13 protein-coding genes are annotated in these 15,069 nt (G+C 69.3%); 7 read left to right on the forward strand and 6 right to left on the reverse strand.

What is annotated here, in order from left to right; translation table 11 throughout:
- Positions 1–90 precede the first annotated feature (90 nt).
- From ACWDTS_RS18270 to ACWDTS_RS18280, 3 genes are all read right to left on the reverse strand, one after another.
- Positions 91–1,479 carry a glutamate decarboxylase gene (locus ACWDTS_RS18270; protein ID WP_197251833.1) on the reverse strand — a complete coding sequence of 463 codons (1,389 nt, stop codon included), beginning with the start codon at positions 1,477–1,479 and terminating at the stop codon, positions 91–93.
- A gap of 122 nt (positions 1,480–1,601) precedes the next feature.
- Entirely contained in the window at positions 1,602–2,564 is a 963-nt protein-coding gene (locus ACWDTS_RS18275) for a DUF1648 domain-containing protein (protein ID WP_450118765.1), read from the reverse strand.
- 72 nt (positions 2,565–2,636) lie between these two features.
- On the reverse strand, positions 2,637–3,041 hold the full coding sequence (locus tag ACWDTS_RS18280; protein WP_248674522.1) for an SdpI family protein: 405 nt from the start codon (positions 3,039–3,041) through the stop codon (positions 2,637–2,639).
- A 104-nt stretch (positions 3,042–3,145) separates the two neighbouring features.
- Here ACWDTS_RS18280 and leuS point away from each other — a divergent pair, with 104 nt between their 5' ends.
- Positions 3,146–5,995 carry a leucine--tRNA ligase gene (gene leuS / locus ACWDTS_RS18285; RefSeq protein WP_450118766.1) on the forward strand — a complete coding sequence of 950 codons (2,850 nt, stop codon included), beginning with the start codon at positions 3,146–3,148 and terminating at the stop codon, positions 5,993–5,995.
- A gap of 33 nt (positions 5,996–6,028) precedes the next feature.
- On the opposite strand, the gene ACWDTS_RS18290 is transcribed toward leuS, so the two are convergent.
- Positions 6,029–6,844, reverse strand: a complete 816-nt coding sequence (locus tag ACWDTS_RS18290; RefSeq protein ID WP_450118767.1) for an alpha/beta hydrolase — start codon at positions 6,842–6,844, stop codon at positions 6,029–6,031.
- A 156-nt stretch (positions 6,845–7,000) separates the two neighbouring features.
- Here ACWDTS_RS18290 and ACWDTS_RS18295 point away from each other — a divergent pair, with 156 nt between their 5' ends.
- Genes ACWDTS_RS18295 through ACWDTS_RS18305 form a run of 3 tightly spaced genes read left to right on the forward strand, consistent with a single transcriptional unit; the run spans position 7,001 to position 9,507 of the window.
- Entirely contained in the window at positions 7,001–7,384 is a 384-nt protein-coding gene (locus ACWDTS_RS18295) for a nuclear transport factor 2 family protein (RefSeq protein ID WP_197251828.1), read from the forward strand.
- The gene (locus tag ACWDTS_RS18300) at positions 7,384–8,385 is read left to right on the forward strand and encodes an alpha/beta fold hydrolase (protein ID WP_248674518.1); all 1,002 of its coding nucleotides are present in this window, start codon (positions 7,384–7,386) and stop codon (positions 8,383–8,385) included. Before ACWDTS_RS18295 ends, ACWDTS_RS18300 begins: the two co-directional genes overlap by 1 nt.
- A 48-nt stretch (positions 8,386–8,433) precedes the next feature.
- On the forward strand, positions 8,434–9,507 hold the full coding sequence (locus ACWDTS_RS18305) for a DUF6777 domain-containing protein (protein WP_450118768.1): 1,074 nt from the start codon (positions 8,434–8,436) through the stop codon (positions 9,505–9,507).
- A gap of 10 nt (positions 9,508–9,517) precedes the next feature.
- On the opposite strand, the gene ACWDTS_RS18310 is transcribed toward ACWDTS_RS18305, so the two are convergent.
- A complete protein-coding gene (locus tag ACWDTS_RS18310) occupies positions 9,518–10,189 on the reverse strand; it encodes an SDR family oxidoreductase (RefSeq protein ID WP_197251465.1) in 672 nt (223 codons plus the stop codon).
- A 117-nt stretch (positions 10,190–10,306) separates the two neighbouring features.
- On the opposite strand from ACWDTS_RS18310, the gene ACWDTS_RS18315 reads away from it, so the two are divergent.
- Entirely contained in the window at positions 10,307–11,317 is a 1,011-nt protein-coding gene (locus tag ACWDTS_RS18315; RefSeq protein WP_450108834.1) for a PHP domain-containing protein, read from the forward strand.
- An 8-nt stretch (positions 11,318–11,325) separates the two neighbouring features.
- Positions 11,326–12,762: a flavin-containing monooxygenase gene (locus ACWDTS_RS18320; RefSeq protein WP_450108835.1), complete on the forward strand. Its 1,437-nt coding sequence runs from the start codon at positions 11,326–11,328 to the stop codon at positions 12,760–12,762.
- Here ACWDTS_RS18320 and ACWDTS_RS18325 read toward each other — a convergent pair.
- Entirely contained in the window at positions 12,752–13,633 is an 882-nt protein-coding gene (locus tag ACWDTS_RS18325; RefSeq protein WP_450108836.1) for a spermidine synthase, read from the reverse strand. The two genes, ACWDTS_RS18320 and ACWDTS_RS18325, sit on opposite strands and share 11 nt — an antisense overlap.
- A gap of 97 nt (positions 13,634–13,730) precedes the next feature.
- Between ACWDTS_RS18325 and ggh the strand changes: the two genes are divergently transcribed.
- Positions 13,731–15,068 (forward strand): glucosylglycerate hydrolase, encoded by a 1,338-nt coding sequence (gene ggh, locus ACWDTS_RS18330; protein WP_450108837.1) that lies wholly within the window; start codon positions 13,731–13,733, stop codon positions 15,066–15,068.
- The last annotated feature ends 1 nt before the right edge of the window (position 15,069 follow it).

Genomic DNA, 15,069 nt, shown 5'->3' on the forward strand with positions numbered 1-15,069 from the left:
TCGACGTAGGTGTCCTGCGGGAGCCGGGCGAGCAGTTCCGGGGCCCGGGGAACGAGCCGGCGCGTTTTAGCCGCCACAAAGGCACACCGCTCAGTGAGCGAAATGCTTTTCCGTCGAATGCTTTCCGATTCCGCTCTTACGCAGCTCGTCGCACACCTCGACGAGGTCCGTGTGCAGCATCCGGGCCAGATCGGCGCTGAATCCCTCACGGACGACGATCCGCAGCACCGCGACGTCCTCGGCGTCCGCGGGCATCGTGTATGCCGGCACCTGCCATCCGCGGGCACGCAGTTCGTGTGAGATGTCGAAGACCGTGAAGCCCGGATCGTCGGTCAGTTCGAAGGAGATGACCGGGATGGCGCTGCCGTCCGTGATGACGTTCATGCCCTCGATCTCGGAGATCCCCCGCGCCAACCGGACCGCCGTCGTGCGGAGCGTTTCCATGATCCGCTGGTAGCCGGAGCGGCCGAGGCGCAGGAAGTTGTAGTACTGGCCGACGATCTGGTTGCCGGGGCGTGAGAAGTTCAGGGTGAACGTCGGCATGTCGCCGCCGAGATAGTTGACCCGGAACACCAGGTCCTCGGGCAGCGCGTCCTGGTCGCGCCACACCACGAATCCGATTCCCGGATAGGTCAGGCCGTACTTGTGGCCGCTGACGTTGATCGACGCCACGCGCGGTACCCGGAAGTCCCATTCGAGTTCCGGACGCAGGAAGGGCACCACGAATCCGCCGCTCGCGGCGTCGACGTGCAGCGGCACGTCCGGCCCACCCGACGCGGCGACCTCGTCGAGAACCGCGGAGATCTCCGATACCGGTTCCAGCTCACCGGTGTACGTGGTGCCGAGGATCGCGACGACGCCGATCGTGTTCTCGTCCACGGCTTCTCGCACCTGATCCGGCGTGATCGAGTAGCGCCCGGGTTCCATCGGAAGGTACTTGGGTATCACGTCGAAGTAGCGGCAGAACTTCTCCCACACCACCTGAACATTGCTTCCCAGAACAAGATTCGGACGGGAGGTATCGCCGCCGGCCGCTTCGTGACGTTGCCGCCACCGCCACTTGAGGGCGAGCCCGGCGAGCATCACCGCCTCACTCGAGCCGATAGTCGACACACCCGTCGCCGACGCCGGATCGAACTCCGTGAGTCCCGGCGCGTTGAACAGGTCCGCGACCATTGCGACACAGCGTTCCTCGATCGCCGCGGTCGACGGATACTCGTCCTTGTCGATGAGGTTCTTGTCGAAGGTCTCCGCCATGAGACGGCCCGCCTCCGGCTCCATCCATGTGGTGACGAAGGTCGCGAGATTGAGCCGGGAACTGCCGTCGAGCATCAGCTCGTCGTGGATGAACCGGTACACCGCGTCCGGTTCCATCGATCCCTGAGGCAGTTTCGACGCGGGCACCGGGTCGGTGTCGAGGCGGGTCGTGTAGGCGGGAGCGAGTATCCCGTCGGGGTGTGATCGTCTCCGATGACTCACTGGAACCTCCGGGCATCCGGTCGATTGTGCTCCATGGAAATTCGCATTCCATTGAACCGGACCGGTCCGTACGATGTCCCCGTTTCCCGTAGCTCGGCCGGTTCGGGATTCCGGCGCGGAGTTCAGCGGACGCGAGCGTCGGCGAGGCTGTTGAGCGCCCCGGCCATCTCCTGCGCCCGCTCCGTGGTCACGGTGAACTCGTGACCGCCCGCGGTGGTGAACACCAGCGCCGGGCCCGTGTTGGTGACCAGTCCGTACCGGCCGCGGCCCTTGGCGCGCAGCCCCCAGCCGCCCCAGTCCTCGAACGGCCGGGTCTCGGTGACCTTCGCACCGATCATCTCGTCGAGGCCGTATTCGACCGCCGTCATGCCGAGGTTGCGCACGCTCACGCCGGCCTCGTCGACGGTCACCCGGAACCGCAGCAGGCTCAGCACCAGCACCCCGACCGGCAGGAAGATTGCGAGCGGCCACCAGGATCCGGCGGACCAGCACACGAGCACGGCCGGGCCCAGCACCACGAGTGCCAGCACGGCCGTGGTGCGGGTGCCGGTCCCGACCTGGTCGACGATCGGCAACTCGACGCGACCGCGAGGGAGCTTCGCGTCAGGGGCAGCGGTCGCCGGGACCCGCTCCCGGTAGTCCCGGAGCAGCGCGGCACCGACGAGCCCGACCGCGACACCGAGCAGAACGCCGAGGCCGATCGACCACATCGGCAGCTGCGCCTGCGCCGCGTCGGAAAGGTCCAGCTGCGCCGCCAGCATGGTCACGTGGATGGTCACCAGCAGTCCGGTGACGCCCAGCCCGACGACGAGCATGTACCGCCGCATCATCAGCATGGCCTGCGCGAGCGCCGCGATCGCGCTGCAACCGCCACCGACCAGCACGATGACCAGGGCGATCGTCCACGCGTTCGACATCGGCGAGGAGAACCCGTCCGGGTCCGGACCGGACCAGTGCGTCGCGATCGCGGCGGGCAGGCGAGGTTCCCACGCAGCGGTGACCAGCACCGCGGCCACGGCGGCGGCGATCGGAAGGGCGATGCCGAACAGTGCACCGGCGGGATCGATGATGCGGCGGGTCGTCACCGGCCCAGAGTAGGGACTGCGGGACGATCCGCGAGAGTGCCCGAGACGTGTGTCGTCAGGCGCCGACCGTCGTCAGGCGGTGGGCTCGCACGCGCCGCGCAGGCTGCACGCGCCGCACGAGGTGCCGCAGCCCTCGGTCTCCTCGGGCTTGGTGGCAGCGGCCACCCGCGCCGCGATGGATCCGCCGGCCCCGGCCGTGGCGAACGCCGCCACGATCGTGACGACGACGGCGACGACACCGGCGACGGTCGGCAGCGTCAGCGCGGCGACACCACCGGCGACGAGCAGCACGGCGGAACCGAGGATGCTGGGGGCCGCGACCTTGTTGGCCAGGGCGAACGTCTCGTCGTCGCGCAGCGTGTCCGCGGTGCGGACACCTGCCCAACGGTTGCGTCCGAGCCGTCCGGTGAGCCCGGCGACGGCGACGACACCGACAGCGAGGGCGAGTACGAACAGCACGATGGCGACGATCAACACGGCGACCAGGATACCGCCGGACGCAGCCGCCGGTCCGGTCGGGTTCGGCCACGTTCTACCCTGGTCGGAGGTAACAGACGCCAGCCAAGTAGATAGCGACCGCCGTGACTCGTCCTGATCAGACTTCCACTCCGTCGTCCGACGCCACCCCGCAGCATCGGTACACCGCCGAGCTTGCCGGGCGGATCGAGCAGCGCTGGCAGGAGCTGTGGCGCGAACGCGGCACGTTCGAAGCGCCGAACCCGGTCGGCCCCCTGGCCGGCGACGTGCCCGCCGACAAGCTGTTCGTGCAGGACATGTTCCCGTACCCGTCCGGTTCGGGCCTGCACGTCGGGCATCCGCTCGGTTACATCGCCACCGACGTCTATGCGCGCTACCACCGCATGCTGGGCCACAATGTCCTGCACACGCTCGGTTACGACTCGTTCGGGCTGCCGGCCGAGCAGTACGCGGTGCAGACCGGCACGCATCCGCGCACCACGACCGAGGCGAACATCGCGAACATGAAGCGGCAGCTGCGCCGTCTCGGCCTCGGCCACGACGAGCGTCGTGCCGTCGCGACCACCGACGTGGACTTCTACCACTGGACGCAGTGGATCTTCCTGACCATCTACAACGCGTGGTACGACACGGAGGCCGGAAAGGCCCGCCGCATCTCGGAACTCGAGTCCGAACTCGAGTCCGGTGCCCGCACCCTCGACGACGGCCGCGACTGGGCCGCGCTGTCGGACGCCGAGAAGCAGGACGCGCTCGACGCCTACCGCCTGGTGTACCGCTCGGATTCGCTGGTCAACTGGTGCCCCGGCCTGGGCACCGTGCTCGCGAACGAGGAGGTCACCGCCGAGGGCCGCTCCGAGCGCGGCAACTTCCCCGTGTTCCGGAAGAACCTGCGGCAGTGGATGATGCGCATCACCGCGTACTCCGACCGTCTCATCGACGATCTCGAGTTCCTGGACTGGCCGGACAAGGTCAAGACGATGCAGCGCAACTGGATCGGCCGCAGCCACGGTGCCCAGGTGAAGTTCGCCGTCGACGGCCACGAGGACGCCGAGATCGAGGTCTTCACGACCCGCCCCGACACCCTGTTCGGCGCCAGCTACGTCACGCTCGCGCCCGAGCACGCCCTGGTCGACGAGATCGTCGGCGGCGCGTGGCCCGAGGGCGTCGACGAGCGCTGGACCGGTGGCGCCGCCACCCCGGCCGAGGCCGTCGCCGACTACCGCGCCGCGATCGCCGCCAAGTCCGATCTGGAGCGGCAGGAGAGCAAGGAGAAGACGGGCGTCTTCCTCGGCGCGTACGCCGTGAACCCGGTCAACGGCGAGAAGCTGCCGGTGTTCATCGCGGACTACGTGCTCACCGGCTACGGCACCGGCGCGATCATGGCCGTGCCCGGACACGACCAGCGCGACTGGGAGTTCGCGACCGCGTTCGGCCTGCCGATCCGCGAGGTCATCTCCGGCGGCGACATCACCGCCGAGGCGTACACCGGCGACGGTGTGCTGGTGAACTCCGACTACCTCGACGGTCTCGCCGTCGCGGACGCGAAGAAGACGATCGTCGCGAAGCTCGAGGAATCGGGTGCCGGCACCGGCACCATCCAGTACAAGCTGCGCGACTGGCTGTTCGCGCGTCAGCGCTACTGGGGCGAGCCCTTCCCGATCGTGTACTCCGCCGACGGACGCCCGCACGCGCTGCCGGAATCGATGCTGCCCGTTGAGCTTCCGGATGTGAAGGACTACGCGCCGGTGTCGTTCGACCCGGACGACGCCGACTCGGAGCCGTCGCCGCCGCTCGCGAAGGCGACCGAGTGGGTCGAGGTGGACCTCGATCTCGGCGACGGCCTGCAGCGCTACACCCGCGACACGAACGTCATGCCGCAGTGGGCGGGCAGCTCGTGGTACCAGCTGCGCTACATCGACCCGACGAACCCGGACGAGTTCTGCGCCAAGGAGAACGAGGCGTACTGGACCGGTCCGCGGCCGGAGATCCACGGCCCGAACGACCCGGGCGGTGTGGATCTGTACGTCGGCGGTGTCGAGCACGCCGTGCTGCACCTGCTGTACGCGCGGTTCTGGCACAAGGTGCTGTTCGACCTCGGCTACGTCACGTCCTCGGAGCCGTATCGCCGCCTGTTCAACCAGGGCTACATCCAGGCGTACGCCTACACCGACTCGCGCGGCGTCTACGTTCCCGCCGACGAGGTCGACGAGCGCGACGGCGAGTACTTCCACAACGGCGAGCGGGTCAACCGCGAGTACGGGAAGATGGGCAAGTCCCTGAAGAATTCCGTTGCGCCGGACGAGATCTGCGACGACTACGGTGCCGACACGCTGCGCGTGTACGAGATGTCGATGGGTCCGCTCGACCAGTCCCGCCCGTGGGCGACCAAGGACGTCGTCGGTGCCCACCGCTTCCTGCAGCGCGTGTGGCGCGCCGCGATCGACGAGGAGACCGGCGCGGTGCGCGTCACCGCCGTCGAGCCGGCCGAGGACACGCTGCGTGCGCTGAACCGCACCATCGCGGGTGTGTCCGACGACTACGCGAACCTCCGGGACAACACCGCGATCGCGAAGCTCATCGAGTACACCAACCACCTCACCAAGACGTACCCGGACGGCGCGCCGCGGACCGCGGTCGAGCCGCTCGTGTCGATGCTCGCGCCGGTGGCGCCGCACCTCGCGGAGGAACTGTGGTCGCGGCTCGGGCACACCGAGTCGCTCGCGCACGGTCCGTTCCCCGTCGCCGACGAGAAGTGGCTCGTCGAGGACAGCGTCGAGTACCCGATCCAGGTCAACGGCAAGGTGCGCAGCCGCATCACGGTGCCCGCCGATGCGAAGCCCGACGCGATCGAGGCGGCGGCGCTGGCGGACGAGAAGATCGTCGAGCTGCTCGCCGGTGCCGCGCCCCGCAAGGTGATCGTGGTGCCCGGCAAGATGATCAACGTGGTGCGCTGACCCACCGATTCCGGGTGACAGCGTTCTGCCGGATCAGTTCCGTTCCGGCAGAACGCTGTTCACGAAGTCGAGCACGTCCCCGAGGACCTCGTCGCGGTTGGTCTCGTTGAAGATCTCGTGGCGCGCACCGGTGTACGTGCCGGACCGTGCCTGCGCACCGGAGTACGTCCCCCAGCCCTGCACGGTGCCCTCGATCGGAACCAGGCCGTCGTCGGAGCCGTGCAGCCACAGCACCGGAACCGAATCAACGGGACCGGCCGCGGAGATGGTGTCGAGGCAGTTCTTCAGTGCCTGCACCGTGGGCCGTTTGAACGGGCCGTGCCACACGAGGGGGTCGGCGACGTAGGCGCGGCCCACCGCCGGGTCGCGGGAGAGCGTGTCCGGGTCGATGGGCGTGTCGGGAATCTCGTCGGCGGTGAGCAGGGCGTCGACCGCGGCCCAGGTGCCGAGCACCGGCGCGGACAGGACGACCGCGGCGAGGCTGTCGCCGTATCGCTGGGCGTAGCGCGCGGCGATCATCCCGCCCATCGAATGCCCGACGAGCACGACGGGCAGGCCGGGATTCTCGCGCCGCGCGGTCAGATCGAGCAGGTGGAAGTCGTCGACGACCTTCTCGAAGTCCTCGACGAGGACCCGCTCGCCGTCGCTGAGTCCGTGCCCGACGTGGTCGATCGCGTAGACCGTGGCGCCGTCGGCGGCGAACCGGGTCGCGACGTACTCGTACCGTCCGGAGTGCTCGCCGTAGCCGTGGCACAGCAACACGACATAGCGCGGGTTCTCGGCCGGCCAGCGGCGTCCGGCCAGGGTTCCGCCGTGACCGTCGAGGGTGAACGCGGCCGTCTCGCTCATGAAGACTCCTCTCAGCGCACCTGCAGCGTCATCCAGTTCGTGTCAGCCAAGCATCCCGCGCGCCGGGGCGGAGCCGATTCGCTGCGGGACCTGGTCTGCGGGCTCCGGTGACACTAGTCTCCTGATCTAGAACATGTTCTATTCGAGGAGGCTTTCATGGCACCGACCACCGACGCGATCCGCGAGACCGTCGAGAACTACATCCGCTCGGTCGCGAAGGGCACGACCGACGATGTCCTGGCCCTGTACGCGCCGGGCGCGACCGTCGAGGACCCGGTCGGCACCGAACCGCGCACCACCGAGGAGGCGCTGCGCGAGTTCTACGGCGTCATCGAGCCGCTCGCGCAGACCGGTGAACTGCTCACCCTCAAGATCGCCGCGAACAACGCCGCGTTCCTGTTCCGCCTCACCACGCACCTCGGCGAGCAGGACCTCGTGATGGAGGTCGTGGACGTCATGACCTTCGACGACGACGCGAAGATCACCTCGATGAAGGCGTACTGGAACCAGGACGACATGGTCACGGTGCCCGCGTCCTGATGCGCAACGTCGTGGTCGAGGTCGATGGTTTCACGTGGAACATTGCCGAAGCCGGCGACGCCGGCCGGCCCGCCGTCGTGCTGTGCCACGGATTCCCCGGTCTCGGATACAGCTATCGGCACCAGGTGAGCGCACTCGCCGCCGCCGGTTACCGGGCCATCGCGCCGGACATGCCCGGCTACGGCGGAACCGACCGGCCGACCTCGATCGACGAGTTCACCAACGCCGTGGTCGCGGATCGTCTCGTCGGCCTGCTCGACGCACTCGGCATCGAACGGGCCGTTCTGGTCGGGCACGACTTCGGGGCACCCGCGACGTGGACCGCCGCGCTCCGCCACCGCAGCCGCGTCGCCGGGCTGGTCCTGCTCGCCGTGCCGTACGCGCCGGACCCGCTGCCCGCGCGGCCCACCGAGCTGTACGCGGCGATGGCCCGCCGGCACTTCCTGCACCTGCACTACTTCCAGGACCCGGGGGTCGCGGAACACGAACTCGACGCGCGGCCCCGCGAGTTCCTGCAGCGGCTGTTCCACGCGCTGTCCGGCCGATACCGGTACCTGGACATCTGGCAGCACCCGTCGGACGGAAACGGCTACCTCGACGTGCTGCCCGAGGCGCCGGACCTGCCCTGGGACTGGCTGAGCGAGGACGAACTCGACCACTACGCGAGGGTGTTCGCGAGAACCGGATTCGGGGGCGGCCTGTCCTGGTATCGCGCCTACGACGCCAACTGGGAGGCGGTGGCGGGAAGTGAACCGGCTCTGCTCGAGGTGCCGACGTTGTTCGTCGCCGGCGCGAACGACCCCGTCATCACCATGTCCGGACCGCACGCGCTGGAGCGGATGCGGCAGACGGTGCCGGACCTCAGGGGCGTTCACCTGCTCGACGGCGCCGGTCACTTCGTGCAGATGGAACGCGCGCGCCGGGTCGACGAACTGCTCGTGGACTTCGTGGCGGAGGTGTTCTCCACACAGGACATATCGCCCGACACCCCGTTCCGGTGAATCCGCAAATCCACCGATCGCATTTGTAACCCGTCCTAGGATGTGCGGGTGGCCACCGATGCCGCTGCGCGCGGATTCGGATTGGTGCTCGTTCTGATCGCGCTCGTGGTGAGTGGATGTTCGTCGGGTGGTTCCGAGCGAACCGAACCGGTGCGACTCGAGATCGCGACCGCACAGGACCAGTACCCCTGGACCGGACTGCTGCTGCCGGCCCAGGTCCCGGTCGTGGTGCCGGAACCCGACGACGAGGATGTCGAGGGCACCGGCGATCCGGTGGCCGTGACCGACGACGGCACCGCCGCGGTCGCCGGGGACCGCCCCGCGCTCTACGGCGGCAGCCTCGAGCGCGAACTGTGCGACCGGCAGGAACTCGTCGACAGCCTCGAGCAGGATCCCGCGAAGATCGAGGCGTGGCTCGGCGTCCTGAAGGTCACCGACGCCCGCGAATACGTCCGCAAGCTGACACCGGTGCTGCTGCGGGCTGATACCCGCGTCACCGTGCACGAGTACCGCAGCGGCACCGTCGTCCCCGTGCAGTCGGTGCTCGAGGCGGGCACGGTCGTGCTCGTCGACGATCGCGGCACCCCGAAGGTGCGGTGTGCACGCGGCACACCGTTGACGGCCCCCGTGCTGACACCGGCCCCGGAACTGACGGGCGACGGCTGGGAGGGACTGGATCCGAAGCGATTGTTCGTCGTGCAGCCCGCCGCGACCTCGGTGCCGCAGCTGACGGTCGTCGACATCTCGACCGGCGACCTGCTGCCGGTGCCGATCGGAGCGGGACCGCGGCAGCCGGCACCCGCGCCGCCGGCGGAGTCCGCGGTCGCGAGCCCCACGCCGCGCACGGAAGCCGAAACCCGGACACCCGGGGCCGCCGCTCCGGTGCCGCGCCCGCAGTCCCAGGCACCGGCGCCGCCACCGCCTCCCCCGCCGCCACCGGCCGAAGCGCCACCGCCGCCTCCGCCACCCGAGCCTGCACCACCCGCACCCGAGCCTGCGCCTGCGCCTGCGCCGGCTCCCGCACCCGCACCGGCGCCACCCCCCGCGCCGGCTCCGCCCCCTCCGCAGATCCAGATCCAGATCCCGGGCGCCCCGCCGGTGGTCATCCCGCTGCCGTTCTGACCGATAGCCGCTACCGGGGGCGCAGCACGATTTCCGTCGGATGGGCGTCGGCGGGCGTGCGGATCGCGTTCCCCACCGCCTGCGCGACGGTTGCCGGGCGCAGGTACCGATCGGGCCGGTACTCGTTGCCCTCCTCGGCGACGAGCGCACGCTGCATGTCGGTGTCGATGCGGCCCGGGTGCACCGACGTCACGCGCAGGGCCGGTTCCTCCTGGCGCAGTACATCGCCGAATGCCCGCAGCGCGAACTTGCTCGCCGCGTACGCTCCCCATCCGGCCCGCGCATTCAGGCCGGAACCCGAATTGATCAGCACCACATGCCCGTTCGCGGCACGCAGGGCAGGCAGCAGGGCGCGGGTCAGGGCCACGACGGCAAAGACGTTGGCGTCGAACATCTCCCGCCACTGCGCGACATCGGATTCGGCGACGGTGCCGAGGCTCGCGATGCCCGCGTTGTGCACGAGGACGTCGAGCCGATCGATGCCGGAGCAGGCCGCGGCGACGGCATCGTGGTCGAGCAGATCCACCGGCCACGGGGTCGCGCCGGGAAGTTCCGCGACGATCGCGCCGAGGGACTCCTCGGTGCGACCACCCAGCAGCAGGTCGTGGTCGGGGGCGAGTTCGCGGGCGATCGCGGCACCGAGGCCGCGGGTTCCGCCGGTGATCAGGGCTGTCGGACGCATACGGCCGAGCGTAGGACAGGGCGCCCGGCCCGGTTCCGTGCCGCCTCTCCCGACCGGACGGACCGAATAGCGGTTTCCCGCCACCCGGGCCGCGGTGGGGCGGCCACAATGGAGGATATGGACCCGGTGAGCGCACTGCGCGAAGTCGCGTTCTGGCTCGAACGCGAGCACGCCAAGACCTACCGTGTACAGGCCTACCGCCACGCGGCGGACGTGGTGGCGGCACTCGACGAGACACAACGGGAGCACCGCCGCCGCACCGACACGTGGTCCGAACTGCCCGGCATCGGCCCGAAAACCGCCGCCGTGATCCGCGAATCCTACGACGGAATCCCCGGCTACCTGCAGGAACTGCGCGATGCGGCCGAGCCGATCGGGCGCGGGGCCGACGACCTGTGCACCACCCTGCGCGGCGACCTGCACACCCATTCCGACTGGTCCGACGGCGGTAGCCCCATCGAGGAGATGGCGCGCGCCGCGAAGACCATGCTCGGGCACGAGTACCTCGCCGTCACCGATCATTCGCCGAGACTGACCGTTGCCAACGGGCTGAGCCCGGAGCGGCTGCGCACCCAGCTTGGAGTGATCGCCGAACTCAACGCGTCGGGCGACGGAGCGCGGATCCTGACCGGCATCGAGGTCGACATCCTCGAGGACGGGTCGCTCGACCAGGACGACGACCTGCTCGCCGAGCTCGACATCGTCGTGGCCAGCGTGCATTCGAAACTGCGGGCCGAGAAGTCCGCGATGACCCGGCGGATGGTGCGGGCGGTGACCAATCCCCACGTCGACGTGCTCGGGCACTGCACCGGGCGGCTCGTCACGGGTGGTCGCGGGCAGCGGCCCGAATCGACCTTCGACGCCGAGAAGGTGTTCTCCGCGTGCCGCGACCACGGCACGGCCGTCGAGATCAACTGCCGGCCGGAGCGTCGCGACCCGCCGAGCCGGATGATCGACCTGGCGCTGCGGCTCGGGTGCCGCTTCGCGATCGACACCGATGCACACGCCCCCGGCCAGCTGGACTGGCTGGGGTACGGATGCGAGCGCGCCGCGGAGCGGGGTGTCGAACCGGAGGACGTCATCAACACGTGGCCCGTCGAGGAACTGCTGGCCTGGACCGCCGGATAGGAGCGGATGTGGAACACGTCGATGTCGTGATCGTCGGGGCCGGCCTCTCCGGTATCGGCGCCGGATACCGCCTGCAGACGCAGTGCCCGGACCTGACCTACACGATCCTCGAGGGTCGCGACGCGATCGGCGGAACGTGGGATCTGTTCCGCTACCCGGGTATTCGATCCGACAGCGACATGTACACCTTCGGATATCCGTTCCGGCCGTGGCACGGCGACCGGTCCTTCGCCGACGGCCCCTCGATCCTCGAGTACGTGCGGGCGACCGCCGCGGACTACGGGGTGGATCGACGAATCCGGTTCGGGCACAAGGTGACCGGTGCCACGTGGGATTCGGGCACCGCGACGTGGACGGTGCGGGCGATCGCCGACGGCCTCCCCGTCGAACTGACGTGCTCGTTCCTGTACATGTGCAGCGGCTACTACAGCTACGAATCGGGGTACCTGCCGGACATTCCCGGCCTGAACATCTTCGACGGCCCCGTGGTGCATCCGCAGTTCTGGCCGGAGGACCTCGACTGGTCCGGCAAACGCGTGGTGGTGATCGGCAGCGGTGCCACCGCGGTCACCCTGGTGCCCGCGATGGCCGAGGACGCCGAGCACATCACGATGCTGCAGCGGTCCCCGTCGTACATGATCTCGCTTCCCACTCGCGACCGGTTCGCCGACCGGATCCGGACATGGTTGCCGGGCAACGTCGCCCACCGTGTCGTGCGTATGAAGAACGTCACGAGAATGCTGGCGTTCTACCAGTTCTGCCGGCGGATGCCGCACCTGGCGCGCAAGGTGATTCGCACCGGTGCCGCCCGCCGCCTGCACGGGAGCGCGCCGGTCGATCCACATTTCGCGCCCACCTACGATCCGTGGGATCAGCGCATGTGCCTGGTTCCCGACTCGGACCTGTTCCGGGCGCTCCGATCCGGTCGCGCCGACATCGTCACCGGCCGGATCGAACGGGTCACCGACCGTGGGGTCCGGCTCGAGTCCGGTGAAGAACTCGAGGCCGACGTGCTGATCACCGCGACCGGTCTGCGGATCGTTCCGGCCGGTGGTATCACGCTCGTCGTCGACGGGGAACGGGTCGATCCGAGCGACAGGTACGTGTACCGCGGGACGATGCTCAGCGGCGTGCCGAACTTCGCGTTGTGCCTCGGCTACACCAACGCGTCGTGGACGCTGCGTGCCGATCTCGCGTCCCTGTACGTGTGCCGGCTGTTGAACCATATGAGGCGCAAAGGGTATCGGAGCGCGATGCCCGACTATCGCGGCGACGGACGGACCCGCCCGCTGCTCGATCTCAGCTCCGGATACGTGCAGCGCGCCGCGGGGATCCTGCCGCGGCAGGGCACCCGCAACCCGTGGCGGATGCGCCAGAACTACCTGCTGGACCTGCCGACGATGCGATTCGGCCGGATCGACGAATCGATGGCGTTCAGCCGGTGACGAGGCCCTTCTCGGCCGGTGCCGATTCGTGAGGTAGCGGAATCTCGCTGTCGCACAGTACCTTCGCTCCGGACGCGAACCGCTGCACCTCGTCGTCGCGACGGATCTGCGCCGGGACCGCGCCGCCGAGCAGATCCCGGGCGAGGCTCGCGGAGTCGCCGAGCGGCGAATCGCTGCCGGCGATGACGACGTTGCCGTAGCGGCGGCCCTTGAGCATCGCCGGGTCGGCGATGATCGCGGTGTGCGCGAACACGCTGCCGATCGTCGCTGCCTCGCGCTTGGCGGTCGTGAGGTCGCGGGTGTCCCCGCAGTTCACGACGTAGATCCCGCCGGGTGCCAGCACACGACGGGCGTGCCGGGTGAACTCGACGGTCGTCAGCGCCGCAGGTGTGCGGTTGATCGCGAACACGTCCCGCACGATCAGGTCGCGGGTGCCGTCGGTGAGCGAACTCAGCACCGCACGCGCCTCCCCGACCCGGATGCGCAGCAGCGGTGCCCGCGGGAGATCGAACCACTCGCGCACCAGCTCGGCGAGCCGGCTGTCGATCTCGACGACCACCTGCCGGGAGTTCGGAAAGCACGCGTGGACGTACCGGGCCATCGTGCACGCACCGCCACCGAGGTGCAGCACCCGCAGCCGGTCGGCCCGGGTCCAGTGCGCATCCATCAGGTGCGCGATCCACCGCATGTACTCGAACTCGAGCAGCGTCGGATCGGACAGGTCGATGTGGGAACTGGGCACCCCGTTGATCTCGAGCAGCCACCCGTCCGGCCGGTACCGGTCCTTGACGAGCTCGCACGTGCCGGTGTCGATGTCGTGGATTCCGGGCGACAGAACGGCATCGGAGGCGGGACGGGGACGGGAGCTCACCGTCCCATTGTCCTCCCGGTGCCGCCGGCACGGCACGAGGGGGCGGCCGACCGGGCTCTCGGCGTGCGCTTTTCCTCGGAAGTCGCACAATGAAACGATGCCGGACCGCGGATTCACCCATACGCAGCTCGCCGCGCGCGCTGCCTACCTGTTGCGCGGCAACGATCTGGGCACGATGACCAGTGCGGCGCCGAAGCTCTATCCGCACATGTGGAGCTGGGACGCGGCGTTTGTCGCCGTCGGACTGGCGCCGTTGAGCGTGGAACGCGCCGTCGTCGAACTGGACACGCTGCTGTCGGCGCAGTGGAGCAACGGAATGATCCCGCACATCGTCTTCGCCAACGGCGTCGACGGGTACTTCCCCGGTCCGTCCCGGTGGGCGGTGAGCGAGCTCGCCGCGCACGCCCCGGAGGGTGTGCAGACGTCGGGGATCACGCAGCCGCCCGTGCACGCGATCGCGGTGCAGCGGATCCTCGATCACGGCCGCCGGCACGGCCGCAGCACGCGCGCGGTCGCCGAGGAGTTCCTGGACCGGCGGTGGGCGGATCTGGTGCGCTGGCATCGCTGGCTCGCCCGTGCCCGCGACCTGGAGGGGAACGGCCGCATCGCGCTGTATCACGGGTGGGAGTCCGGGATGGACAACTCGCCGCGTTGGGACGCCGCGTACGCGAACGTCGTGCCCGGTCCGATCCCGGCCTATCTGCGCGAGGATCTGGTGCACGTCGGCGATGCCGGACAGCGTCCCACCGACGCCGAGTACAACCGCTATCTGTGGCTGCTCGAGGAGATGAAGGGCGTCCGGTACAACGACGAGGAACTCACCACCGCGATGAGCTTCGCGGTCGAGGACGTGTTCGTCAGCGCCGTTTTCTCGCTGTCGTGCGAGGTGCTCGCCGTCATCGGTGAGGAGCATTCGCGGCCGCACGCGGACGTGCGCGACCTCTACGGCTGGGCCGAGCGATTCCGGCGGGGCGTCATCGCGACGACGGACGAACGTACCGGCGCGGCACGAGATTTCGATCTCCGATCCGGGAAGTGGATCGCCACCGAGACTTTCGCGATGTTCGCGCCGCTGCTGTGCGGCGGCCTGCCGAGGGCGACCGAACTCGCGCTGCTGCGGACATTCGAGGGACCGAAGTTCTGCGGACATCCGGACCTGCGGTACGCGGTGCCGCCGTCGACGTCGCCGGTGTCGAAGGATTTCAGGTCCCGCGAGTACTGGCGCGGACCGGTGTGGCCGGTGATGACGTGGTTGTACTCGTGGGCGTTCGCGCGCCGCGGCTGGGCCGAGCGCGCGAACATGCTGCGCGCCGAGGGGCTCCGGCAGGCCGCCGACGGTTCGTTCGCCGAGTACTACGAGCCGTTCACCGGCGAACCGCTGGGCAGCATGCAGCAGTCGTGGACGGCGGCGGCCGTTCTGGACTGGCTGGGATAGG

It is taken from the genome of Rhodococcus sp. NPDC003383 (assembly GCF_053589115.1).